This is a genomic window from Halanaerobium sp. MA284_MarDTE_T2 (assembly GCF_003337245.1).
Classification (GTDB): Bacteria; Bacillota; Halanaerobiia; order Halanaerobiales; family Halanaerobiaceae; genus QPJE01.
Map to the genome: position 1 here is coordinate 1 of NZ_QPJE01000004.1, position 23865 is coordinate 23865.

Consider the following 23865-nt stretch of genomic DNA (forward strand, 5'->3'; position numbering starts at 1 on the left):
AATACAAAAGGCAAGTTAGAGGATATACTGTTGGGCTAACAGGATTTTAAGCCTGTGGAGATGGTGGGTTACCACTTCTAAGAAGCAGGAATCCTCGTGGGCTTGCCCCGAGGAGGGTCAAATATATCATAGAAGCTAATAAACTATAGTAATATACTAAGGATAGGAAAGATCATATACAAATTATTAGCAATGAAAGGGATGGTAAATATGGAAATTATCAAATTAAGTGAATTAGAAGGAAATAAAAATAAAAGAGGTGTAATTGCTAAAGCAGTTTTAAAACATGATAATGCACAGGTTATGAATCTAATTCTTTCTGAAGGTGATATTGTTCCCACTCATCAGGTACCGGTAGATGTGTTTTTCTATGTGGTAGATGGTAAAGGAACTTTAAGAATTGGTGATGAATCAAGTGTTGTGGAAGCTGGAACTATAATTACATGTCCTCCAAATACAAAAATGGAATTAAAGGCAGATCAGGGAGATAAATTTGAAGTACTAAATGTAAAAACTCCATCTCTTTAATATATTTTAGAATTTGAAATAAGATATAAGTCCAGCTGTATTTTAGACAGCTGGTTTTTATATTCGCCAGGAATGAATGTTCATTCATTTTGAAGGGGATGTTGATCTATGAAAATAAATAAATTAACCAATATAATAATTATGGTGATTTTGACAGCTGTGATTGCTGTACCTGTAATATACAGTTTATTTGAAGACTTAAAACAAAAGGTGCAGACAGTAAATTGAAATATTGAAGTATATAAGTTATAATTGTCAGTGTAATTTAATATTAAAAAGAAAGGCAGGAAAAATATGAATACACTGACATCAGTCAAAAATATGATAAAAAATAGAAGAGAAGATAATACTGTTAAAAATTATGATATTGGGCGCAATGAGAGCTGCCCCTGTGGAAGTGGAAAAAAATATAAAAAATGCTGTTTAAATAATACTCCAGAGCTTTCCAAAGATGAATATTATCAGGCAGTAAAAGAGACAGACGATGAAAAAGATATGATTGTTCTTCTGCAGAATGCAGTTAAGGATTATCCAGAAGAGCCTGCTTTTTTACTGCCGTTAATAGTTTATAATTTGCAGAAAGGTATTTACAGAGATGCAGCTAAATATTTAAAACACGGCTGGCAGCTTATGAAAACTGATCTTGATGAAGCTTTTATTCCACCATTTGTAAGTATACTTTTGGATGAGGATAAGATTGATAAAGCAGAAGATATTGTCAGACATTTACTTGAGAAAAAAGGTGAGTCTGTTTCTCTTTTAATATCATATGCAGAAGTATATAAATATAAAGATGATTATATAAGAGTTTCGGAAATAATTGACCGGGCTGTGAAACTTGAACCAGAAAATATTCAGCTGTTAATTTTCAGATTAGAAACCCTAATGGATCTGGATGATATTTTAAGCGCTCTTTCTCTCTGGGAAAAACATTATGAAAAGCTGCAGAGCTTAAATAATATGAGGGTTGTTTCTTTTTTAAATGATTTTTTGGAAGATAAATTTAATTTAAAAGAAAATGCTAATCTCACTAAGAAAGAAGCACTCAACAAAGCAGTGGCTGTATTTTCCGGTTTCGGAAAAATAGATAATCTCAGGCTTGAGAAAGATAAGAAAAAAGCAGGAGATATACTTTTAAAACTGAAAAATATTATTCCAGATGATTCTCCAATTGTAATTGATATACTGGCCCGTATGCTGGCGGCAGAATTATATGTTGAATTTGAAAAATATATAAATGAAATTGAAAATGCAAATAAAGAAAACCCCAATTTTTATAGAATGCTCTACCTCTATAATTATAAGCAGGGTAAAATTAATGATGCCGGAAATAATATTAGGAAAGCATTTGAACTGGCTGCTGATCAAGAAAGCGGACATTTTCATTTGTGGCAGATAGCATCAGATTACCTTAAATATCTGATAGATTATGAAAATTCTAATGCACTGTTTGAATTTTTGAGGAAATTTAATAATTATATAGGGGAAAACGAAAGTTTTCTTGTAGCTGTTTTGATGCTTTTGGAAGACGGGGGCAAAGGTGAATATCAGGAGAAATTCTTAATAAAACTGCTTAAAAGTCAAAAAATTGAAGGAGTTGATTCTCTAAATACAAAAGATATTTATAGCAGTCTGCTTTTTTTAAAACTGTCTGTACTGGAAAGAGAAGAAATTTCTCTTGGTAAGGCTGAAAATAAAACTATAACAGAAATCAAAAATATTATCTCAAAACTAGAGAAAGATAAAATGGATACTCCCGCAAAAAATTATGCAAGATTGCGGCTGCTCAAGTATCAGGATAAACTTGAAGAAGAGGAAGAAGAGAGATTAATTAATAATCTTAAAGAAGCAGAAGTGAAGAGTTACTTTGATACAATAGCATATTATGAAGCTGTTCTGCGTTTTGGAGATCCGGGTAGTATATTAACTGATATACCTTATGGTGAATATCTTAATGATGATTATCTTAATTTTTATCGTCTTGTTGCTGCTTTTAAACTTTCTTATTACGAGATGGGGGCTTCATTATTTTATAAACAGATTTCTGCAGAAATAAAAAACCAGCAGTTAGGTAATTATCTTGCCCGTTTTTTGAGATATTTTTCTTCAGAAGAACTTTTAAAACATTTAAAAAATATTGAAGCAGACCAGAAAATAATAAACTTTTTGAAGCAGATGACAGGAAAAATGTAGTGGTGACATCTTTTGCTAAAAAAACTTGTTTTAGTTTTAAAAAAATATTATAATAATTTTACATACAGTAATGGGTGGTAACTTTAAATGAGGCCGCACCAGTATAAGCTGTAAATATCAATATGGTCCACCTGGATCAGAGGACCGGGATGGGAGGAAAATAAAATAAGAATTGAAACGAGAAAAATAGTTATTGCTGGTATGTTGGGGGCTATTTCTATTATATTGGGTGGTACAGGGCTGGGGCTGATTCCAGTTCCTACACCGGCAGGACATGTAACTATTCTGCACCTTCCTGTTATTTTAGGAGGTATTCTGGAAGGACCAGTTGTTGGGATAATGATCGGATTAATTTTTGGTATTTTTAGTTTTATTAGGGCTACAAATCCTATTTTTGCTGATCCGATTATCGCTGTTTTACCAAGACTTTTAATTGGTGTAGCTGCATATTACAGCTACAGAAGCTTTTTTAGATTCAACCAGAATTTGGCTTTAATTATTGCTGGGGTTGTTGGAACTGCAGTAAATACAGTAGGAGTTTTAGGACTTGCTGTATTTCAGGGTTATATTCCATTTTCAGCTGCAGTCACAGTGGCAGTTGTGCATGGAATACCAGAAGCGATTGTGGCTGCTGTATTTGTTGGTATTCTCGGAAGAATATTAATGAATTATCAAAACAAATAGAATATTTTAGAAAAGAAGTCCAGTTGGATTTTGTTTTTGACTTGATTTACTAGTTTAATATATAATATACTGTAATTAGAGAGGTGAATTAATCTCTCCGGTTAAGCCAGAGAGGAGGAGTAAATATTATGAGGGATAGAGAAAGAATTAAATATGTTCTGGATAATACAGAAATTCTTGCTGAACCAGAAGATTTAATTTCCACATCTAAGAAAACGACACTCCACTACTTTGTACTTGCTGAACCATATTATTTGGAAGAGTTTCCAGAAGAGGGCCCAGAAACAAAAGTGCGTGAAGGCAAGATAACATGGGAAAAGCCAAAATTATTGACTCCGGATTATATGATAAATATGGATGGATTTAGTAGTGAAGCTAAAAAAGCAATGCAGATGATTTCTAGAAATAATCCTGATCTTGCCGCTCTTATGTATAAGATGAATTACCGAAAAGAATCAATAAGAACTTTTACAGTTTCCAAAAATATTGAAAACTGCAGTAGAGCGATAGAAGAAAATATGAATAGTGGTGAAGACAGTATTTATGTAATTATACAGGGAGTTGATGAATTGTGGGATGTGTCCCTGATGAAATTTATTCAGGGTTTGATGATCAAAAGTGCCTATAAATCTCAGATGCCGTATTATGAAGAAAAAGGCTATTTAAGCACAGATGAAAAAGGCTATTCGGTAGTAACCCGCAATCTGGAAGGACTACCTATTGCTGCAAGTGAAGAAATTGAAAAAATGTTTCAGAAAGTTAAAAAAGGAGATGAAGATCCTTCTAGATTAAAACAGGAACTTGACAGATGGGGTGTTTTTAAATCTTATCAGGATAGATTTTTTGCTCTATTTAAGGAGGAGTGATAGGCAGTGAAAAGTGCATATGAAATTGCTTTAGAAAGAGCAGAAAAAATGTCTGATTCTGCGGAAGGGGTTAATTCTCTTGAAGTAAGAGAGGAAATAAAACCTATTTTAGCTGAATTTTTTAGAGGAGATATTGATGCGGATGATCTTTGGGAAAAACTAAAGACTAAAAATAAAGAAGAATTAATCGAAGCCCAGCTGATGTTAATCGAATCAATTGGACTTCGCAATACACCTGAACAGATTGAAAGAAGAAAAAAAGGTATAATTGCAGTGGAGAATTTAATCTCAGGAGAAAAAACTTCATTTTTAGAGCAGACATTTACACAGGCAGCAAATCTGCAGCAGCAGTATGAACAGCAGAAAAAACAGATAGAAAAACAGATTAAAGATCATATGGAAAATAGTCAGGGCCAGATGAAAGCTGTTCAGACTGCAGATGGAAGAACAGTCATGAAAGAAGAGCCAGGTATGGATAGTAAAACTAAAAATCAATTTGCACAGCAGATAGCTAATTTTCAGAAGATGTTCACACAGCGTTTTGATGAAATTATTGAAGATCTGAAATCTGAAGTGAAAAACAGATAAAAGTAATAATTCCTAAACCCTGATGATCTAGGGTTTAGGTTATTTTATATATTAAAAGCTGTTATAAGGCTAGGTTCTATGAATAAGGAATCCTCGTGGGCTTGCCCCGAGGAGCGTCAATTTCAAAATAGAAAAATTATATGCAGATTACAAAAACTTGCATAATTGTTTTGAATTTAACAGAGGATTGAAAGGAATAACTGTATAATTTTAAATATAAATATTTTTAGTGATAGAGTAGGCAAGAGGCGTAAATGTGTTCAGAGATGGGACGTTGCTCTGAAACGAAAGTTTTAGTAAGTTAAAAACTGCGTTCTCTTTGTCGCGTCCGCTGTCATCAAAGTATCCTCTTTCTTTGGTGCAGTCCTATCATGACCCAAAGAGGGGGAGGTGTGTGTAAAAATGAAAATTACAACAAAAAGAATTGCTTATTTATCTTTTTTGACAGCATTGAGTATCATATTAACCCGAATATTGAGTATTAGGATACCGATTGCTGGTGTTGAAGGAGTAAGGATTGGTTTTGGATCACTACCAATTATTTTTGCAGGTGTTGCTTTAGGTCCTCTTGCTGGAGGAATAGTAGGAGCATTAGCAGATTTTTTGGGATATTTTATTAATCCTATGGGAGCATATATGCCTCATTTTACACTTACATCATTTTTAACCGGTTTTATACCGGGAGTAATGGTTTTTTATGTATTAAAGAGGTGTAGAACATTACCAATACTGCTTATTTCTATAGCGGTTGGACAGATAATAACATCACTGTTTTTAGTTCCATATTTTATCAATATGCTTTTTGCAGTACCATTTAAAGTGATAATGCCGCCGCGGGTATTAAGTCAGCTGATAAATATTCCTCTTTACGCTTACTTTGTTAAAGTTCTATTTAATTATAATATAATTAAGGTCAGAAAGATCAGAGATATAGCCGCAGGAAATTCGTGTTAAAATAAATTTAGTAATTAAGTATTTAAACAAATTATTTTTAACTGAGCAGGAATATTTGTTTGAGAATATTATTTAAAATAATAAAAATCCGACTTACCTATTTCAGCTTTTAAGATTCTGAAAACAGGTGGTCGGATTTTATTTTTGTTGAAAAACTATATATCAATTTTAAATATTTTATTTGAAACTCCCACTATTACTATATGCTATCTTTTGAGTAAAATAAAGAGGTGAGTAAAAAACCCACCTCATACAATCATATATTTAATTTTTTAGAAATTACTCTGCTGCAGTTCCTTCTCCAAAACCTACTTCTTCCAGCCATTCTGTAGGATATCCAACAGATTCTATTTTATCTGGATGATTTATATAACCATCATTATATTTATAAATCATCTCATCAGCGAATTCCCACCATGCATCTACAACTTTTTTAGCATTATTGTAGCTGTATTCTGTTAGAAAATCTTCAGTGGTTTCTTTACCATGAATATTATAAATTTCTACAGCAGCTTTGTCAATTGCAGGCTGCATTTTAAAGAATTTACCTTCATATTTTTCCTGCATTGCTTTAATATTTTCAATCATATATGAGTATTTAAGATCTGCCCAGTTGGATACAAAATCAAATGCCCACCAGGCTGAAGATCTATCAAATTTGTCTCTTCTGCCAGAAGTAAATGATTCAGGCAGTTCTTTAGTACCACTATATACAGGCACATAACAGGTAGAATGAGGAGCATCTTCGCCGAACCAGAGTACTGATCTTACTGGAGATGGCATCCATCCTCTGGCCTGTCCAACAAAACTATAGGCACAGCGGAACATTGAGATAGCTCTTTCCCAGTCCATATCCTTTTTGCCTTCAGGTTTTACAAAAGAAGGTGTGGCATATCTGTTAGGTGTGCCAAATGGGCCAGCTGCGAGGCCTTCTGTAAGATCAAATCTTGTACCTTCATAATGGTCGCGCTTAAGTGCCATTAAGTCCTGTGCTGAAACCTTCTTGTCAGGTTTTACAGAGAAAGGATAGCGGTCTGCTTTAGGATCAAAGTTTTGGGATGGAGCAAGTTTAGAAAGGACTCTCCACTCGCGGCGCTTCTGATAATATTCTGCTCCATATGGATTTGGATTATATGCTTCACAGAACAGGAACTCTTCAGAAGGATCCCACCAGCCCATTTCTTCTGCAAATGATTTTACATTATCAGATGCCATTGCTTTATCAGGATCATCAAGGTCAAGAGTATCGATTCTACTTCTGTTAGCTACAACACTAATATGTCCGTCTGGAACTCTTTTAGCAGCCCATACAGCACCAGGTTTGCCGCTGCCGGGAGACCAGAGTGGTCCAGGACCTACAATTTCGAACATCCATGCTTCTTTACCATCGATTACAGTAAGTGATTCTCCTCCATCACCATAACCATACTTTTCTGCCAGCTTACCCATAACTTGTACTGCTTCTCTGGCAGTTTTAGCTCTCTGCAGAGCAAGTCTTTCTAATTCTTCAATCATTAAAATTGCATCTGTATTGCCGAGTTCACTTCTACCACTGAAAGTAGCTTCACCAATCATAACTCCATGTTCATTCATAAATGGATAAGCAATGTGGAAGTAAGTATATGTTTCTTCTACCTGAGGAATTTTACCTAATTCTGTTACATTATAACCAGGGATTCCATCATGACAGCGTGTTTTGTACACTGTTGTCATAGCTCCATCTTCAAATTTTTGGCCTTCAATAATTTGAATACGTGCATCATAGTTTCCATCACAGGTGTGTGTTGTCATAACTGATCCATCAGTAGAAGCATCCTTACCGACCATAATTGAAGTACAGGCATTAACAGCTGAAACACCTAAAAAGACTATAAGTAATACCGAAAGTGTAACTGAAAGTAATTTTTTATTAAACATTTAATTTGCCCCCTTAATTATTATTATTATTAATTTCGTAGTAAAGCTCATCTGCCAGTTTCCAGTAGCGATTTTCTGTCCAGTGCATTAGGGAATTAGTATGATTTGTTAAAAGTTCTTTTACAGCATCTTGATCTTCGGTAATATTTAGGATCATTGCTTTTTCTTCAATCTGATCCTGAAGTTCAAAGATATGATTCTGCATTGGATTGAGGACAGAGTCAACTTTTTCTCTTAACTCTCCATACCTTAAGTTAACAAAATCATCAACCTGAGCAAAAGCCCACCAGGCTGAATCTCTGTCAAATTTATCTCTGTTAAGAGTTTTCCAGGAAGTTGGAACATCTTCAATTCCTACATACATTGGAATAAATGGACTATTTTCTGGATTATCAAGTCCAAACCAGACTACACCACCAATTTCATCTGGCAGCCAGCTTCTTGCCTGAGAAACAAAGAAGTAGGAGCAGTAGTAGCGCGCAATAGGTCGATAATTATTTAAATCAAGTAATTCTATCATGTCACCTGCTACCTGAGGGGTTGCCAGATTGCTTTTAACTTTTTCTCCTTTACTATTCTCATAGAACCAGCCATCCTGTTCTGTAACATCATGTTTGGTATTTTTATTTGTATCTCTGAAGAGTGCGATAACATCATGTATAGAAACTTTTTTATCTGGCTTAACTGAGAAAGGATAGTTATGAGCATTTTCGAATTTCCAGTTTCCAGAAGGTGCTAATTCATTATAAACACGCCACAATCTGTTGCTGCACCCAGGTTCCCATGGGTGATTATCCATATCACCATAGACTTTGTTCCAGAAAAATTTACTTTCTGTTTCATCATATATGCCCAGTTCTACAGCAGTTTCTTTATAGTTATCAGAAACTAAAATATCTTCCATGTCTGCATGGTTTTCTGGTATTTCACCAATTCTACTTATATTTGGGACAACAGTTATATGACCATCTGGTACTTTTTTAGCTGCCCATACAGCACCAGGTTTGCCGCTATCTTTTGTCCACATTGGTCCTACACCAAAAACCTCAAAAACCCATGCTTCATTTGGATCAGTAACTGTCAGACATTCACCACGGTAACATGATTCCCTGAATCCATATTCTTCAGCAAGTTTTCCCATAAGTTTTACAGCTTCACGGGCAGTCTTACATCTCTGCAGGGCAAATACTTCCAGCTGTTCTATTGTCATAATTGCCTCATCACTATTGGCAGTTTCAGGTGCTCCAACGATAGTTGTTTCCCCTATTATTAGCTGATGTTCATTTGCATAAGGATAAGCGCCATGGAAGTATTTGTATGTATGTTCTACTTCTGGTATTTCACCAAGTTTTACTAGATCTTTGTGGTCAGCATAAACAATATTTTCATAGACAGGTGCCATAGTTCCGGCTTTATGGTCCTGAGCAGGAATAATTTGTATGCGCGAGTCATATCGTCCATCAACTGTGTGAGAAGTTATTACCGAACCATCGGTTGAAGCATTCTTGCCAACAACAATATCAGTACAGGCAAAAGTAGATCCACTAAGAACTAAAGTGATAATTAACAACAGAACTGTAGAAGTAGTAATTTTTCTTTTCATTCAGAGATCTCCCCTTTCAAATTGTTTATTCATAATAAATACGATCTGAATCCATATTAGCCGGATTTTTAAAGTAATGGCCAACCCCATTTTTTATAATTTCTGCATATTTAGGTACATTTTTAATTTTTATCTCCTTTCCGGGGTTCATTTGGTTCCAGATCTGAGCAACCATTAGTGCAGTAGAACAGTGTCTTCCAACTCGGACTTCAATTGGCCAGCCATCTTCATCAATAGTTTCATACAGCAGACCAAATTCTCCAGCTCGCTGAACAAAAGGATCTTTTCCTTCTAAAAGTAAATGTTCATCTGTTATTCCTCTAACTCGGTCTAAAAATGGTTCCGGAGTTTCAAAAAGAAGTGAGATGGCATCTGAATAATCTCCTACCTCTCGATGAGAGAGTCCATGTAAGGATTTAGGGGAAAATTCCATACTGATTGGTTTTTCAAATTCCATATCTGTCAGCATCATAGAAGCCATTGCTGCTATATTTCGGCCCGATTCGTGAGCAACGATAGTACTTATTACCGGATATTCCAATTCTGCCTCATGAAAGTCAATAAATAAATCCACTTTTTCCTGTTTGATAATCTGCATAAAAGCGTAATTTACCTGTTCTGTAAAAGAGCCGTCTTTTTTGCCGGGCCAGGTTCTATTGAAATTTCTAATATCCATATAAGCTAACATCTGTTTACTGGGATAGTGAACATATACTTCTGGATCAGGCCAGGAATCTAAAGGATTTGTCCATCTGTCACCCATTCGATATTTTTTTTCTCCCCAGTCAGTTTTTATAGTATAAAACTGTGGGTAGGCATCACCAGGCCTAGTTACTGTCGAAGCACTTCTGTTGGCTCTAATGGCAACAATCAGTTTTCCTTTTTCTAATGTAGCATTCTCAGCGAGAATTTCGGCACTGAGATTAGCAGCTGGTTCTTCGGGATGAGTTCCCCCAATCACAAAGAAGATAGCACCTGGTTTTCCGCTGTCTAATATATAGATGTTACAATCTGCGACAGTATTTTTAATAGGTTCAAAATAATCACCCAAAGTTTTAACTTCAGTTACAGATGGACCTGCAACTACTGTTTCTTTGTAATTTCTGTGAGCAAGAAAAGATCGAGCAGATATAACCAGAGCAGTAATTATCAGAACAGCAGTTAATAGTTTAATAATAATTAATTTTTTACTAGACATCTTAATTCACCTCATTTAATCCTCAATATTCTAAGAATAAAGGGGATTATTATTACTGAATAGAGTACAGCTTCCTGAGCATCTTTGGTCTTAACAATTTCTCTCAGGAGTATAAAGGCAATAAAAGCACTAATTAAATAGTAACTGAACTCTATAATTGAATTTATAATACCCATATGATAACCTCCTGATTTATTATCCTCCAACTAAAAATGACAGCTGATTGCTGAAAACGAGAAAAATGGTACATAAAGCTAAAATAAATGCCATTGGTATTAAACAGGTTTTGAGAAAATCTTTATAATATCTGCCGCTGTAATCAAGTTCTATTACAGTTGCGCGTCCTACAACTGCTGTAGGTGGCAATATATCTCCTATAGGCCACATAACTGCCATGGCTGAAAGTATTATAACTGGATTAAATCCTTTCATATTAAAGAGAAATATTAGAGGAACTCCAAGCAGTGGAGCTACAGCATACTGCAGCAGACCTTCTGAGACAGGCAGAATTATAAAGAGTGAAGCAAATAAAAACCAGACAGGAAGGGTTACCACAGCCAGTGAGATCAAACCTCTGGCACCACTTAAGGCCATAATTTGAATTAAAATTCCAACAACAATCATAATTCCAACAAGAGGAATAAGTGATCTAATTGTTTTTCCGGCAATATTTAGAATATTAAGTTTTTTAGGACTGAGAATAAACATTGCTAATGCTGAGATTAAAAACATAAGCGGCAGACCTAAAATCGGCATTTTAAATGGAAATAATCTTCCCGCAACAATTAAGACTATAAGTATAAGGAAAGGTGTGCCTACCCTAGTCCAGTTCATTTTTTCTGGAGGTACTGGAAGTTCTTTCAAAATTTTATCAAGCTCTGGATTTTCTCCTTTTGCTCCTAAAAAAAACATTGTAAATAAGGCTCCGATAACTGTTATTACCAGCAGGGGCTGCATAAATCCTACATAGGGCATATTTGCTCCAGCAGCAGCCATCATGGCCCAGAGATTAATAGGAGGGGCAGCAGCACTCATAGAAGCACAGAGAAAGATTATTGCTGCAGTTCTTGTTTCAGATATTCCCATATATATCAGTACTGTACCTACAAGTGTACCTACAGTTAATACTGTGGCAGCTCCGGCACCTGTAAGAGCTCCCGGTATCATAAGTACAAATGTTAGAAATAAAAGAGTTAAATAGCGGTGTTCATGAAATCGAATTATTATTTTTCTTACCATGAATGCAATACCACCGGACTCTTTAACCAGATTGATAAAAAGAGTTGCTGTAATAAATATCAGTGATACATCGTAATATGTAAATGCACCTTCTACAAGATGCCTTACCGGAACACCACCGGTATGATAAATAGCAGCAGCCAGAGCTGACAGAAGCATTGCCAGCTCAATTCCTAATTTGAAATATGTTCCGACAGCAAAAGTTACTGCTATTATGATGAGTACAATTCCAGCATGTAAAAACATTAAATACACCTCATTTCAGTAACAGTTAAACTTTTATTGAACATCGAACAGTTCTTTGACTGCTTCTCCCATTTCCATATTCTTATCAAAATATATGGCAGGAATATCTAATTCTTCGCTCTTTTCTGTAAAAAATCCATCTTCATTACTTGATTCTTTTATAATTAGAGCATCACTTTGCGGCATAACAATTTCTATTGATTTTGCATCATTTTCGTCAACACGCCTTGACATACCCTCAATATGAGCACCCAAAACCTTCAGGCCGTTTTCTTTAGCAGTTTTTATTAAAGCATTAATTCTTTCTGCTTCCTGATTCATATTTGTACCGGCAGCACCCATACCTTTACCACTGGTACCCATTGTGACAATCAGAGTTTTATAATTGCTTCCCTCAAGATCAGCTGCTGTAAGCAGATCTTTCTGCTCACATTCAACTCCAGCCTGCTGGCAGATCATTTTTACCATCAGTGCACCTGGACTTTGTCCACAGGTTGTAACTACAGCTGGCTGCTCAAATACAGGCAGGGCAGCAGAAGTAATAAAACTCAGAGTAAATATTGTAACTACTGTTAAAAGTAAAATCTTTTTAAACATTATCTTTCCTCCTTTTTAAATTATTTTATTCACATATATAGATTTCAACTATTATTTTATTTATCCTATTTTTTCTCTTATTTCTCTCAAAAAATTCAAAAAATTAAAAAACCATCAACTGTGAACCTGTTGTTAGTTCAGAATTGATGGTTTGGTTTTACAAAATCATGAGAAAAAACCTTTTTGTGGGAGAACCTATATATAATTTTTAATAAAAATTATTGCTGTTACTTCAGTTTGTATTTATGGATTGGTCTGCCAACTTTACCATAATCAAGTTTTACTATGGCGATGTTTTTTTCATTAAGAAAGTTTAAGTAGCGGTGGACAGTCTGGTATGCTAAATTTGTTTCATTAGAGATTTCCTGGATGGTTTTGGGACTTTGAATTTTATTTAGATAATTATATATAATCTTTAAAGTTTTTAGGCTCATTCCTTTAGGAATATCAAGGCTGTTTATATTATAAGGAAAATGATATTTGCTGTCATTATAATTTAAATGAAGATTGATTCTGGAAATTAGATCAGCAGTTCTTATCGGCTTGTTTGCAAAATCATCCGCACCTGCATTCAGAAATTTTTCAGCAAGATCAAGAGATTCATCGACAGTTAAAACAAGTATAGGTATTGAGTTATTAATTTTTCTTATTTCTTTAACTAATTTTAAACCATTTATATCAGGCATATGGTAATCAATCATTAATAAATCAAATTCTTCATTTTTTGCGTATTTTAAAGCTTCAGTTCCAAGTAAGGTTGTGGTAATATTAAATCCTGCTGCTTCAGCAACAGCTTCTAATGTAAAAAGAATATCTTTTTCGTCATCAACTGCCAGTATTTTTTTCACATTAATGCACCTCCGGTAATATTATCTCTGCTTCAGTTCCCTGGTGAAATTTGCTGTCAATATTGATTGTTCCACCATGACTTTCTATAACTTTTTTAACAAAATGCAGCCCCAGACCTGTATTTTCCATACCGGTTGTATAACCAATTTTCCAGATGTTATCTATTTTATCTTCAGGTATACCTTTTCCATTATCTCTAATAGAAATATGTATTTTGTTATTTTGTTTTCTGGCATTTATATCAATTTTTCCATTTTCGGGATCAATAGCTTTAAGAGAGTTATCTATCAAATTTATTAAAGCACGCGACAGTCTGACTTTATTTGCTTCAATATCTATATTTTTATCATAATTAAAAGATACATGATCACTAATTTCTTCCAGTGCAAGCTGAATTTTGAGAAAATCAAACAGCTCTTCTATAGAAATTTTTCTTTTTTTATCTTCATAAAGAATTTCAGATATCATTTGAGACATTTTTTCTGCTGAGCTGTTTATTTTTTCTGTATATTCGTGTATTTTTTGATCTTTTATTTTCATATCAATTACACCACTTAGACCCTGTATGGTTACCAGGGGTGTTTTTAAATCGTGAACCAAATGTTTTATCTCACTAAAATATCTGGATTTTACAGCTTCCAGCTCCAGTTCCCTTATTTTTTCTTCTTTTTTTCTACTTTCTTCAATAAGATATAAATTATTATAATAATCAACTACAACTCTGGTTAATATTAATGCATTGATCATAATTATTATTGAAAAAGTAAAACCAAAAAAGTTTATAATATATTCTGCATCGATAAATTCTGTTACTTCTCTAATAGATATAATAATTTCGCCTCTGCCAAATCCATAATTAGACAAAAAGGGTATAATGTCCAGCCAGTCAATACTGAAAAGAAATAGGGAAATAATTATTGTTTTGATAAAAATATGATGTATCTTCTTTGTTATGTAGTGTAGTATGAATATAATTATAATAGTTAAATAAGATGGCCCTGCAAAAACAAATGCTATATCGTAAATCCAGCTAATAAGCTGATATATTACAGGAATTATTATAAGGGTAATAAGAAAAGTGAAATTCCTAAATGGACCATAGTTTTCAAGACTTTCTGCAAGAATAAAAGCTCCTAAATATATAGGAAGATGTCTGAGTGTGTTGAGCATAACCAATTTTGCAGAAACAAGCAGCAGAAGTCCGCTGTCCTGGGCAGAAATACTTTTATATAGCTGTTTAATTAAATTATATTGAAGTTCTTTTGTAAATGATGGCAGTATGAGAGCTAAAATAATTATAATTATTGATGTAAAAAATTTGCTTTTATCCAATTTTTTTAGACTGAGGCTTATGGCCATTTCAGCTCAACTCCATTGATTTTTAGTAAAGTGGTTATTAAATTAAGCTGATATTCAAAGCGCTTTTTTTCTGGAAGTTTTACACAGGTTTCTAGTGTAAAAGAAGGAATTTTTAAATTTTGTCCAACAGCCCAGGTTAAACTTCCTTCAATAGGAGGGCTAATTAAAACAAACTTTTCTATTTTTTCCTTTATATCAGAATTAATAGATTCAACAGCTTCCGCTCCCTGCCAGATAGAATTTTCATCGGCATATGCTATCAGTGACTGTCCTAAATAGTTTTTATTTATAAAATTAAATTCCTGTGATTCATGTAAATCTATCAGCAGGTCAGGAGAAAACCCTTTAATTAGATTATATATTTCTGAAGCTCTTTTTTCTGCATATGTGCCATTGGGATTTCCAGGAAAAGATCGGTTTAATAATTCTCCTTTTGGGTAGTTTCTTACTCCGGCAGATATAGCTTTAGGATTTGCCCTTGGAATAATTATTATTCTTCCCCCATCAACGAAGGGTTCCAGCATTTTTACTGCAGCCAGCCGTGGAACAGTTTCATTGCCGTGAGTTCCAGCGTTTATAACTACAGTAGTTTCTGTTTGATTTCCATTGATATAATATTCTACAGTCTGAGACTGACTCTGAAAAAGATTGGCCAGGATGGGTTTTATTTGAGATAGATTTTCTGTTATTTCAAGTGGGATATTATATTTTTTTGATGCTTTAGAAAAATAATTATCAAAATTGCTGTCTTTAGAGATAATCATATAATCAGCATGTGGAGTGACAACATCTAAAAGTTTATCTGATCTATTTTCTCGGCGGCCTGTTCCACCAAGATGAGTAAGAAGAATAAATGTGCCGGTTTTTTCTGCTTTTTTAATCAGGTTTTTTGTTCTTAGAAGTTCATATTCATAATCTATTCCGGCAGCTCCAACACCCTTACAGCTGTGTCCCACTGCAATTATTAGTGTAGAATATCCCTCCATATCTTCAGCCTGAAGCAGAGGACGGTATTTGAAATTAACATTTTGATTTTCGAGCACAACTTTTATCATGATACCATCGGGATTTTGACCCGGACAGGTTATTACCACCGGCTGGGCTGGATGAATTTTTAAATCTTCTGCCTGTAAGAATGGCTTAAAAGCAAATAATAATATAATACAGAGTAAAAAAGATATAAAAAACTTGTGGTTCATTATTTAACCTCCTTTTTTAGCTTTCCAGATATTATTGAAAAAATTAGAGGTAAAGCAATCAGTAGAAGAAAAAATTTAATTAGTGTTTTATTATATTTAACAATATAATATACATCTGATTTACCAGGTTTTGGTAGAGGAACAGGGTCTACCTGTATTCCGCTTTTATGCGCCAGATTTTCAATATTGAGCAGATGTATAACAGGAATATTTTTAGATAAATAGTAAGAGATAAGACCATTTTCTGCATATTCTGTATTCAGATGTCCTGGAATAGTTAATCCATTATTAAATTTAACCGATGAAGATGTGCTGCCAAAATTTGCAGAAGCTCCTCCAATATTAATAAAACATTTAATCTTATCATTTTTGGAAAAATCAGAAAAAATATCAATTCTTTTGTGAATACTTTCTGACAGAGTATCCTCATAAATTAAAGGGATATTACTTCGATCAGCAATATCAAAAAATGTTTTTTTATCATCTATAAAAAATAAGTTATCTGCTCGATCATTATCACCACCAAAAGATAAGGCAGTTATTTCTGTACTTATAATATTGTGCTGTCTGAGGTATTTGAGCATGTCAATAAAAGTAAAGTCTGGAATATTTGCTCCATACATTGAAGCACCAATAGAATAGATGAGGGATACATCCAGCTCCATTATTTCTGCTGCTGAAAGAACGGCCAAAATAAGTCCGGGAAAAGAACCGCTGGCACCAACTGCAATTTTATCTCCTTTTTTTAAATCTAATTGATAAAAATATTTTACAATAAGGGCAGCAAAATCTGGATTTGCAGCTGTTCTTTTAGCTTTTAAATCACCTAATGTAGTTGTAATTTTAGTATATTCTTTTCCAATCAGTGCTGTTCTATTGGGATCTAGAGAACTATCAATTTGATATCCCAAAGCAGTTTTCTCTTCATAAAGAATATTTTCGGCTTTTTTCATTTTTTGGGCGGCTTTGATCTGCTTATCAAATGATGGATGTTCAGTTCTATAATTGCTGAAGGATAATATTAATAGTGCAGAAACAGCAATTAAAGAAGATATAACTATTGTTTTTATATTTATTTTACCTTTTATCCAGTTTGTGAACATATTTTAGCTCCTTTAAACAAATAACATCATTGACAACCTAACAAAAATTGAAACAACAGCTAGAGAGGATAATGTTGCAGTAATACCCTGTCTCAGCATATCATTTGCAAGCAGACCAGGTATTATGTAACCGATGACTCTTAAATCTTCGCTTACTGGAAAATATTCAATAAAAAGTGATCTATAAAACCAGCCAATCAGATAACCAATAATAACACAGGCAGTAAATCTCCTTCTGCTGTACATAATAACATAATTTGATAAAAATTTCACAAAATAATAGGTTAATAGAGATGTCAGTACAGTTGCTAAAATTCTGTATGGAGCCTGCCAGAAAAAAGCAAGATATCCGGGAACAATTATACCTCCTGTGTAAAAACCGGTTATTTCTGTAAAGATAAAACTCAGTAAAATTCCTATTCCCACTGATTCTATTATCATTTTAATTCAACTCCATATTTTTCAAAAAATTCAGAGATTATTTCTGCATCACCATGTATGTTTCCACAGCCAAATATTATTATATCTTTATCTTCTTTAACTTTACTAAAAAAAGCAGAAAGATGTCTGTATGTATAGAATGTATTAAAAAGATGCAGTTTCAAAATAGGTTTTTTTTGTTTTGTTCTTTTTTTCAATAGTCTTTTCTGGCGAAATTTTAATGCCCCACTCAAAATATACCCATCAAATCTATTTTCGACAGTTAGAAAGTCAGCAAATTCTTTAAGCCGGAATGCTCTATCACTGCGGTGGCTGATTAGAGCAAAAACCTGTGGATTATCTACAGAAAATTTCTTTATTTTTTCAGCAGTACGCTTCCATATTATTTCTGTCGAATCCCTGTCATTGGCAGCAAAAGCTTTAACAAAAACTATATTTCTCATTTTCTCTTCTAAATGATAATATTTTAAACTGCCTGGATCTTCAGATGCAGTGTACATTCCGTTTAAGGCAGTTTTCCTGTCTATTCCAAAATGCCGGGCAATTTTAAGAGCACAGGCAGCATTATCTGAAAAAACCTGTTTATCAAATTTTTTTAGTTCATCTTCAGAAAAAATAATATCTCTGGTTGAAATAAATTGATTATTGCGCATTTCAGCTTTTTCTTTAATAAAGCTGTAAAGATGATATTCTGATGATACAACATGAGCATTGTAAGGCAGACTTAAACATATGGTATCAGCAATTTCTGTTAAACTGCTGCCCATTTTGTCCAGGTGATCATTTCTAATATTAGTAATTACCATATAATCTGCATTTAAAAATAAATTTTCGCTGCTCCACTGGATTTCCGGGGAGATGGCCATACATTCTATTACAAGCACATCCACGTTTTCTTTTACCGCCAGTTGAACTATTTTTTTTTGTTCAGAAATGCTGGGTGGTCCATGTCGTATTATTTCCTGTTCACTTCCATCAGAAAAAATAATTCTGGCAGCAGAACCAGTTATTTTAGCAAGAACCTTAAATCCTGCATGTCTTAATGCGCCAGCAGTTAATCTTGTTGTAGATGATTTTCCTCGTATTCCATTAATATGTATAATATAAGGGATTTTTGAGAGATTTTTTTTATGTTTGTGTCTTTCTATTATTCCTAATACTATAAAAATTACTGCTAAAACTGATATGAATTTCATATGTTTAAACCTTTCTAAATTTTAATGTTTTTAAAATTAAAAAATAATATATTATAAATTAGAACCCACTTTCAGTTTACTATAAAGAAGAAGATATATCAATGAATTTTAAATAAATTAACTTTTATTGGAATCTATAATTTAAAAATTGAAAAAATTTATACATAAAAAATTAAAAGTATCATAAAAAGGAAAAAGCATCTGATGCTAGAAGTATATATTTAAGATAAATATATGCACAGAAGTTTTATAAAAAATACTGTGCTGGAGAGATGATATTGAGGTGGGAAATAATGGATAATATTCTTATAACAGGAGGAGCAGGTTTTATTGCTTCACATATTACGGATTTATTAATTGATAATGGATATAATGTAACAATACTTGATAATTTAAGCAGTGGAAAAAAAAGTAATATAAATTTAAAAGCTAATTTTATTAAAATCGATTTAAATGATAATCTTGAATCTGTTTTTAAAAACAGCAGTTTTGATTGTATAATTCATCATGCTGCTCAAATAGATGTACAGACTTCAATTGAAGATCCTTTTTATGATGCAAAAAATAATATTTTGGGAACTATAAATCTTCTGCAGATGGCCAAAAAATTTGCTGTAAATAAATTCATATATGCCTCTTCAGCTGCAGTATATGGAGAACCAGAATATCTTCCTATAGATGAAAAGCATCCTATAAACCCTGATTCACCATATGGGATATCCAAACATACACCAGAGCATTATATTATTAATTTCAGCAGACTTTATAATTTTCAGTATAGTATTTTAAGATATGCAAATGTTTATGGCCCAAGACAGGGAGCTGCTGGAGAGGGTGGAGTAATTGCTATTTTTGCTGACAGGATGTCACATAATAAAAAGCCTATTATCTATGGGGATGGAGAACAGACTCGTGATTTTATATATGTTAAAGATATTGCCAGAGCAAATCTATCAGCTTTAAAGTCAGACTGCAGTGGTATATTTAATATTAGTACAGAAAAGGAGATATCAATTAATAAAACTGCTGCTTTATTTAATAAAATATTAAATAAAGATTTAGAACCAGAATACAGACTGGAGCGCCCTGGAGATATTAAACAGAGTTATTTGAGCAGCAAAAAAGCATCTAAAAAATTAAACTGGTATCCAGAAACATCTTTTTCAGAAGGGATAGAAGAAACAATTAGTTTTTATCTTTAAATGTACCAGAATATAATTAGACAGCTGAAAAATTTTAGCCTTTTTATTAAAAATGTTGCAAGAAAACTCCTTTTAAATCTACACTTTAATTTAGCGGGAGAGGTTCACTTTAACTATAAATAAGATTGGATTGGATGATAATTATGTTAAATACACAACAGATCAGCAAATATTACAATCTGATTATTGACTGGATATATAATAATTTATTTGTTTTCTCTAATTTAATCGAACTGGCAGTTTTATTATTACTCAGTTCTGCTGCCTATTTTTTGAGTAAGATTTTGCGCAGGTATTTAGAATCTTTAGTAAATAAAATTAAGCCCCTAAGCAGTGTAAAAACAGAATGGATTTTTAATAAACTATCATATCCATTTACCTTAATGTTTCTTATTGGATTTTATTACATTATTACACTTGTTTTTTCATTGCCAAATTTATTTATTAGTATTGCAGGAAATCTTATCACCGCCTGGGTAATTATTAAATTTATTTCCATATTCCTGCCAAGAAAACATGAGTATAAAATATTATCAGTTTTAATCTGGGCTGTAGCAGCTTTAAAGATATTAAATATTTATGATGAAACAATATCCTTTTTAGACAGCCTTTCTTTCAGCAGTGGTAATCTGCGCATTTCATTACTGCTTATTCTTAAAGGTATAATTATTTTTACCATTCTTTTCTGGGCTGCAGGGAAGATAAGTACACTTGTTACAATGAGAGTTGATAAGACTGATGGACTAACACCTTCTGTAAAAGTTTTATTGAATAAAATTGCTAAATTTTTGATTTTCACAGCAGCAGTTTTGTTCACTTTGAGCAGTATTGGAATTGATTTAAGTGCATTTGCATTTTTAGGTGGTGCAATAGGAGTTGGGATTGGTTTTGGACTGCAAAAAATAGTTTCTAATTTTATCAGCGGTATCATTATCCTGCTCGATAAATCTATTAAGCCTGGTGATGTTGTAGAAATAAGTGATGTATATGGATGGGTAAAAAAGCTTGACACAAGATTTGTCTCTATCGTAACTAGAGCGGGAAAAGAATATTTAATTCCAAATGAAGATTTTATTACAAAAGAAGTTATTAACTGGTCTTATAGTGATGAGCTGGTTAGAGTAGATGCTCCTGTGGGTGTTTCATATGATAGTGATCTCCGACTTGTAGAAAAATTAATACTTGAAGCCACTCAGGATAAAGATAGAATCCTTAATAATCCTGAACCTGTGTGTTTATTAAAAGATTTTGGTGATAGTTCAGTTAATTTTGAAATAAGGTTTTGGATAAATGATCCCAGAAATGGTATTCAAAATATACGCAGTAAGATTCTTTTTTCCATCTGGGATAAGTTCAAAGAAAATAATATTGAAATTCCATTTCCACAGAGGGATTATCATCTCAAATCTCTGCCGGAAGATTTTTTAGACAAATTTTCTACTAATCAGTTAGATAAGTCAACTGCTGGGATTGATTCTTTAAATGAGGGGGAAGAAAAATGAAAATGGTAATTATTCCACTGGCAGAAGGTTTTGAAGAAATAGAGGCTGTGACAAGTATTGATATTCTAAGAAGGGCAGGAATTGAAGTTATTACAGTTGGGCTTGATACAGATGTTGTAAAGGGAGCACATAAATTAAAAATAGAAACAGATAAAAGATTAAAAGATGTTCTCAATTATTATTTTGATGCTGTGGTTCTTCCAGGAGGTATGCCTGGTGCGGCCAACTTGAGAGAAAGCTCTGAACTGCTGAATTTGATTAAAAATATCAATGCAAAAAAAGGGCTGATAGCAGCTATCTGTGCTGCACCTATCGTACTTGAAGCTGCAGGAGTATTGAAGGATAGAGAAGCGACAAGTTACCCGGGATATGATTCGGAAATGGAATCTGCTAATTACAGTGAAGAAAGAGTTGTTGTGGATAGAAATTTAATTACTGCAAGAGGAGCAGGTGCTGCAGCTGAATTTGCTCTTGAGATAGTTAAATATTTAGTAGGTGAAGATGAAGCTTTTAGTCTTAAAGAAGCCATGTTTATTGAGTGAGCTTAAAAAGCTCACTTTTTTGTTTGATCTGCTGACAAGGCTTTAAGCAGATATTTATAAAGGGCCAGCTGAAAAGCTGACCCTACCCTATTTTTTATATTTTATCAAATTAGTTGTACATTTCTTCATAATATCTTTTCAGCATTCTTTCAGCAGAAAATCTTTCATAAGTGGAATGTATACTCTCGTAAAGCATCTCCTGCCAGCGCTGTTTATTGTTATAATAAACATCAACTACTTCGTTAAATAAGATGCGGTGCAGAGCATAAAGATCACTTTCATCCTGACCATCTCCCATATAACCATCTCCAAACTGCCAGCCGTTAATCCCATGTTCACAGCCTTCAACCCACCAACCATCTAAAATGCTCAGATTTAGGACTCCATTCATAGCTGCTTTCATACCTGAGGTTCCACTTGCTTCCAGTGGTTTGCGGGGATTATTCAGCCAGACATCACAACCACGGGTTAGATAATGAGCTATTTCCATGTCGTAATCTTCTAAAAAGACAACACTGTTTGGAAATTCTCTCGATTTTTTAACAATATCTGCAATTATATCTTTTCCCTTATCATCCATTGGGTGAGCTTTTCCGGAAAAAATAAGCTGTATTTTTCCTTCTTCAAGATAAGGATCAATAACCTCAGGTTTACTAAAAATGAGATTTGGTCTTTTATAGGGTGCAGCCCGTCTTGCAAAACCTATTAATAAGTTTTCTGAATTAAGTTCTGCGCCTGTTTTCTTAAAAACAAAATTAATCAGTTCTTTTTTCATTTCCTGATGAACTGAAGCGAGTTTTTGTCGATTATTAATATTTTCTTTAATCCTATTATCGACCCATGTCCCGCGGTGAATACCATTTGTTATTGAGATAATATCTGATTTTCCTTTTACATTACTCCACATGGCCCTGGATGTTTGACCGTGCAATTTTGAAACACCATTTGAAATTTTTGCCAGTCTCAAACCAGCAACAGTCATGCTGAAGGGGCTGTCACCTATTGCCTTCATTTGTTCCCTGTTTAACCCATTAAAAGCACTCATTTTTTTGAGGCTGTCAAGGCTGTGTGTTTCATTACCTTCTTTAACAGGGGTATGGGTGGTAAATACAATATTTTCTTTTATTTCTTCCCATGCTTTTTTAAAATCCTTACCTGAATCCATCTTTTCTCTAATAAGTTCTGTACCTGCCAGTACAGCATGGCCTTCATTAAAATGATAAATATCAATATTTAGACCAAGTTTTCGGATAGCTCTTACACCACCAATACCCAGAATGATTTCCTGAGCAATTCTTTTATCATTAAAGCCACCATAAAGATGGTCAGTTATAGTCTGATATTTTCTGTTTTCAGGTAAATTTGCATCAAGCAGATAGAGACTGGCATTATTATATTTATCCAGCTTCCATATTTTTAATTTTACTTCCTGATCCCTTATTGTTACAGTTACCGTTTCTCCAGTATCAACAGCATGTTCGTAGATCTCTTCATTTACGGGGTAATGGTCAAAAGGCCTTCCATCCTGACCTATCAGTTGTTTAGTATAACCTTTGCGCCAGAGTATTCCGATTCCAGTAATTGGATACCCGTATTCTTTAGCTGCTTTTAAAATATCACCTGCTAAAATACCGAGTCCACCTGCATAAATTCTCATTTCTTTGTCCAGTCCGTATTCCATACAGAAATAAGCTGTATGTGGTTTATTATTGTTCATATATAAAAAATTCACTCCTTATAAGTTTTATTGTTAATATATTGGTTTTAATAACTTCTCATTTTCTTATTATATCATTTATTTTTCAAAAGTCTATATTTTAATTTCCTGGACTTTCCCCATTTTTTATATACTGCTGCAA

22 protein-coding genes and 1 riboswitch are annotated in these 23865 nt (G+C 33.5%); of the genes, 9 read left to right on the top strand and 13 right to left on the bottom strand.

Annotated features, from left to right (window positions below; genetic code table 11):
- Nucleotides 1-210: 210 nt before the first annotated feature.
- The 6 genes from DFR78_RS02855 to DFR78_RS02880 all read left to right on the top strand — a co-directional run bounded on the left by DFR78_RS02855 (nt 211) and on the right by DFR78_RS02880 (nt 5813).
- A complete protein-coding gene (locus DFR78_RS02855; RefSeq protein WP_114457338.1) occupies nt 211-528 on the top strand; it encodes a cupin domain-containing protein in 318 nt (105 codons plus the stop codon).
- A gap of 294 nt (nt 529-822) precedes the next feature.
- Nucleotides 823-2721 carry an SEC-C metal-binding domain-containing protein gene (locus DFR78_RS02860; RefSeq protein WP_114457339.1) on the top strand — a complete coding sequence of 633 codons (1899 nt, stop codon included), beginning with the start codon at nt 823-825 and terminating at the stop codon, nt 2719-2721.
- 171 nt (nt 2722-2892) lie between these two features.
- A complete protein-coding gene (locus DFR78_RS02865; RefSeq protein ID WP_369834900.1) occupies nt 2893-3405 on the top strand; it encodes an ECF transporter S component in 513 nt (170 codons plus the stop codon).
- A gap of 128 nt (nt 3406-3533) precedes the next feature.
- Entirely contained in the window at nt 3534-4271 is a 738-nt protein-coding gene (locus DFR78_RS02870) for a hypothetical protein (RefSeq protein ID WP_114457341.1), read from the top strand.
- 6 nt (nt 4272-4277) lie between these two features.
- On the top strand, nt 4278-4859 hold the full coding sequence (locus DFR78_RS02875; protein ID WP_114457342.1) for a hypothetical protein: 582 nt from the start codon (nt 4278-4280) through the stop codon (nt 4857-4859).
- Between the two features lie 231 nt (nt 4860-5090).
- A riboswitch (THF riboswitch) is annotated at nt 5091-5195 on the top strand.
- Between the two features lie 66 nt (nt 5196-5261).
- Complete coding sequence (locus tag DFR78_RS02880; RefSeq protein WP_114457343.1) at nt 5262-5813, top strand: folate family ECF transporter S component; 552 nt, start codon at nt 5262-5264, stop codon at nt 5811-5813.
- Between the two features lie 279 nt (nt 5814-6092).
- Here DFR78_RS02880 and DFR78_RS02885 read toward each other — a convergent pair whose 3' ends face one another.
- The 12 genes from DFR78_RS02885 to pgsB all read right to left on the bottom strand — a co-directional run bounded on the left by DFR78_RS02885 (nt 6093) and on the right by pgsB (nt 18760).
- Nucleotides 6093-7730, bottom strand: a complete 1638-nt coding sequence (locus DFR78_RS02885; protein WP_114457344.1) for a dipeptidase — start codon at nt 7728-7730, stop codon at nt 6093-6095.
- A 13-nt stretch (nt 7731-7743) separates the two neighbouring features.
- Nucleotides 7744-9333: a dipeptidase gene (locus DFR78_RS02890; protein WP_114457345.1), complete on the bottom strand. Its 1590-nt coding sequence runs from the start codon at nt 9331-9333 to the stop codon at nt 7744-7746.
- A 25-nt stretch (nt 9334-9358) separates the two neighbouring features.
- Complete coding sequence (locus DFR78_RS02895; RefSeq protein WP_114457346.1) at nt 9359-10531, bottom strand: succinylglutamate desuccinylase; 1173 nt, start codon at nt 10529-10531, stop codon at nt 9359-9361.
- A gap of 11 nt (nt 10532-10542) precedes the next feature.
- Nucleotides 10543-10707, bottom strand: a complete 165-nt coding sequence (locus tag DFR78_RS11980) for a hypothetical protein (RefSeq protein ID WP_199505540.1) — start codon at nt 10705-10707, stop codon at nt 10543-10545.
- A gap of 19 nt (nt 10708-10726) precedes the next feature.
- A complete protein-coding gene (locus tag DFR78_RS02900; RefSeq protein WP_114457347.1) occupies nt 10727-12016 on the bottom strand; it encodes a C4-dicarboxylate ABC transporter in 1290 nt (429 codons plus the stop codon).
- 33 nt (nt 12017-12049) lie between these two features.
- Nucleotides 12050-12613, bottom strand: coding sequence for a DUF6305 family protein (locus DFR78_RS02905; protein ID WP_114457348.1), 564 nt, complete (start codon nt 12611-12613; stop codon nt 12050-12052).
- A 227-nt stretch (nt 12614-12840) separates the two neighbouring features.
- On the bottom strand, nt 12841-13461 hold the full coding sequence (locus DFR78_RS02910; protein ID WP_114457349.1) for a response regulator transcription factor: 621 nt from the start codon (nt 13459-13461) through the stop codon (nt 12841-12843).
- A 1-nt stretch (nt 13462) separates the two neighbouring features.
- Nucleotides 13463-14821, bottom strand: a complete 1359-nt coding sequence (locus DFR78_RS02915; RefSeq protein WP_114457350.1) for a HAMP domain-containing sensor histidine kinase — start codon at nt 14819-14821, stop codon at nt 13463-13465.
- The gene (locus DFR78_RS02920) at nt 14812-16020 is read right to left on the bottom strand and encodes a DUF6305 family protein (protein ID WP_114457351.1); all 1209 of its coding nucleotides are present in this window, start codon (nt 16018-16020) and stop codon (nt 14812-14814) included. The genes DFR78_RS02915 and DFR78_RS02920 overlap by 10 nt, the downstream gene beginning before the upstream one ends.
- On the bottom strand, nt 16020-17123 hold the full coding sequence (pgsW, locus tag DFR78_RS02925) for a poly-gamma-glutamate system protein (protein ID WP_114457352.1): 1104 nt from the start codon (nt 17121-17123) through the stop codon (nt 16020-16022). Before pgsW ends, DFR78_RS02920 begins: the two co-directional genes overlap by 1 nt.
- A 12-nt stretch (nt 17124-17135) precedes the next feature.
- Nucleotides 17136-17564 (bottom strand): poly-gamma-glutamate biosynthesis protein PgsC, encoded by a 429-nt coding sequence (gene pgsC / locus DFR78_RS02930; protein WP_114457353.1) that lies wholly within the window; start codon nt 17562-17564, stop codon nt 17136-17138.
- Entirely contained in the window at nt 17561-18760 is a 1200-nt protein-coding gene (gene pgsB / locus DFR78_RS02935) for a poly-gamma-glutamate synthase PgsB (protein ID WP_114457354.1), read from the bottom strand. Before pgsB ends, pgsC begins: the two co-directional genes overlap by 4 nt.
- A gap of 293 nt (nt 18761-19053) precedes the next feature.
- Between pgsB and DFR78_RS02940 the strand changes: the two genes are divergently transcribed.
- The 3 genes from DFR78_RS02940 (at nt 19054) to DFR78_RS02950 (ending at nt 22006) form a co-directional block, all read left to right on the top strand.
- Nucleotides 19054-19962, top strand: a complete 909-nt coding sequence (locus DFR78_RS02940; protein WP_114457355.1) for a GDP-mannose 4,6-dehydratase — start codon at nt 19054-19056, stop codon at nt 19960-19962.
- A 143-nt stretch (nt 19963-20105) separates the two neighbouring features.
- Nucleotides 20106-21464, top strand: a complete 1359-nt coding sequence (locus DFR78_RS02945) for a mechanosensitive ion channel family protein (protein WP_114457356.1) — start codon at nt 20106-20108, stop codon at nt 21462-21464.
- Entirely contained in the window at nt 21461-22006 is a 546-nt protein-coding gene (locus DFR78_RS02950; RefSeq protein ID WP_114457357.1) for a DJ-1 family glyoxalase III, read from the top strand. The genes DFR78_RS02945 and DFR78_RS02950 overlap by 4 nt, the downstream gene beginning before the upstream one ends.
- A gap of 109 nt (nt 22007-22115) precedes the next feature.
- Here DFR78_RS02950 and glgP read toward each other — a convergent pair whose 3' ends face one another.
- Nucleotides 22116-23723 carry an alpha-glucan family phosphorylase gene (glgP, locus tag DFR78_RS02955; RefSeq protein ID WP_114457358.1) on the bottom strand — a complete coding sequence of 536 codons (1608 nt, stop codon included), beginning with the start codon at nt 23721-23723 and terminating at the stop codon, nt 22116-22118.
- Nucleotides 23724-23865: the final 142 nt, after the last annotated feature.

Excerpts from the sequence above, each read along its gene's own strand:
- DFR78_RS02855 (WP_114457338.1), top strand. The coding sequence starts at position 211 with ATGGAAATTATCAAATTAAGTGAATTAGAAGGAAATAAAAATAAAAGA.
- DFR78_RS02860 (WP_114457339.1), top strand. The coding sequence starts at position 823 with ATGAATACACTGACATCAGTCAAAAATATGATAAAAAATAGAAGAGAA.
- DFR78_RS02870 (WP_114457341.1), top strand. The coding sequence starts at position 3,534 with ATGAGGGATAGAGAAAGAATTAAATATGTTCTGGATAATACAGAAATT.
- DFR78_RS02880 (WP_114457343.1), top strand. The coding sequence starts at position 5,262 with ATGAAAATTACAACAAAAAGAATTGCTTATTTATCTTTTTTGACAGCA.
- DFR78_RS02885 (WP_114457344.1), bottom strand. The coding sequence starts at position 7,730 with ATGTTTAATAAAAAATTACTTTCAGTTACACTTTCGGTATTACTTATA.
- DFR78_RS02890 (WP_114457345.1), bottom strand. The coding sequence starts at position 9,333 with ATGAAAAGAAAAATTACTACTTCTACAGTTCTGTTGTTAATTATCACT.
- DFR78_RS02895 (WP_114457346.1), bottom strand. The coding sequence starts at position 10,531 with ATGTCTAGTAAAAAATTAATTATTATTAAACTATTAACTGCTGTTCTG.
- DFR78_RS11980 (WP_199505540.1), bottom strand. The coding sequence starts at position 10,707 with ATGGGTATTATAAATTCAATTATAGAGTTCAGTTACTATTTAATTAGT.
- DFR78_RS02900 (WP_114457347.1), bottom strand. The coding sequence starts at position 12,016 with ATGTTTTTACATGCTGGAATTGTACTCATCATAATAGCAGTAACTTTT.
- DFR78_RS02905 (WP_114457348.1), bottom strand. The coding sequence starts at position 12,613 with ATGTTTAAAAAGATTTTACTTTTAACAGTAGTTACAATATTTACTCTG.
- DFR78_RS02915 (WP_114457350.1), bottom strand. The coding sequence starts at position 14,821 with ATGGCCATAAGCCTCAGTCTAAAAAAATTGGATAAAAGCAAATTTTTT.
- DFR78_RS02920 (WP_114457351.1), bottom strand. The coding sequence starts at position 16,020 with ATGAACCACAAGTTTTTTATATCTTTTTTACTCTGTATTATATTATTA.
- pgsW (WP_114457352.1), bottom strand. The coding sequence starts at position 17,123 with ATGTTCACAAACTGGATAAAAGGTAAAATAAATATAAAAACAATAGTT.
- pgsC (WP_114457353.1), bottom strand. The coding sequence starts at position 17,564 with ATGATAATAGAATCAGTGGGAATAGGAATTTTACTGAGTTTTATCTTT.
- pgsB (WP_114457354.1), bottom strand. The coding sequence starts at position 18,760 with ATGAAATTCATATCAGTTTTAGCAGTAATTTTTATAGTATTAGGAATA.
- DFR78_RS02940 (WP_114457355.1), top strand. The coding sequence starts at position 19,054 with ATGGATAATATTCTTATAACAGGAGGAGCAGGTTTTATTGCTTCACAT.
- DFR78_RS02945 (WP_114457356.1), top strand. The coding sequence starts at position 20,106 with ATGTTAAATACACAACAGATCAGCAAATATTACAATCTGATTATTGAC.
- DFR78_RS02950 (WP_114457357.1), top strand. The coding sequence starts at position 21,461 with ATGAAAATGGTAATTATTCCACTGGCAGAAGGTTTTGAAGAAATAGAG.
- glgP (WP_114457358.1), bottom strand. The coding sequence starts at position 23,723 with ATGAACAATAATAAACCACATACAGCTTATTTCTGTATGGAATACGGA.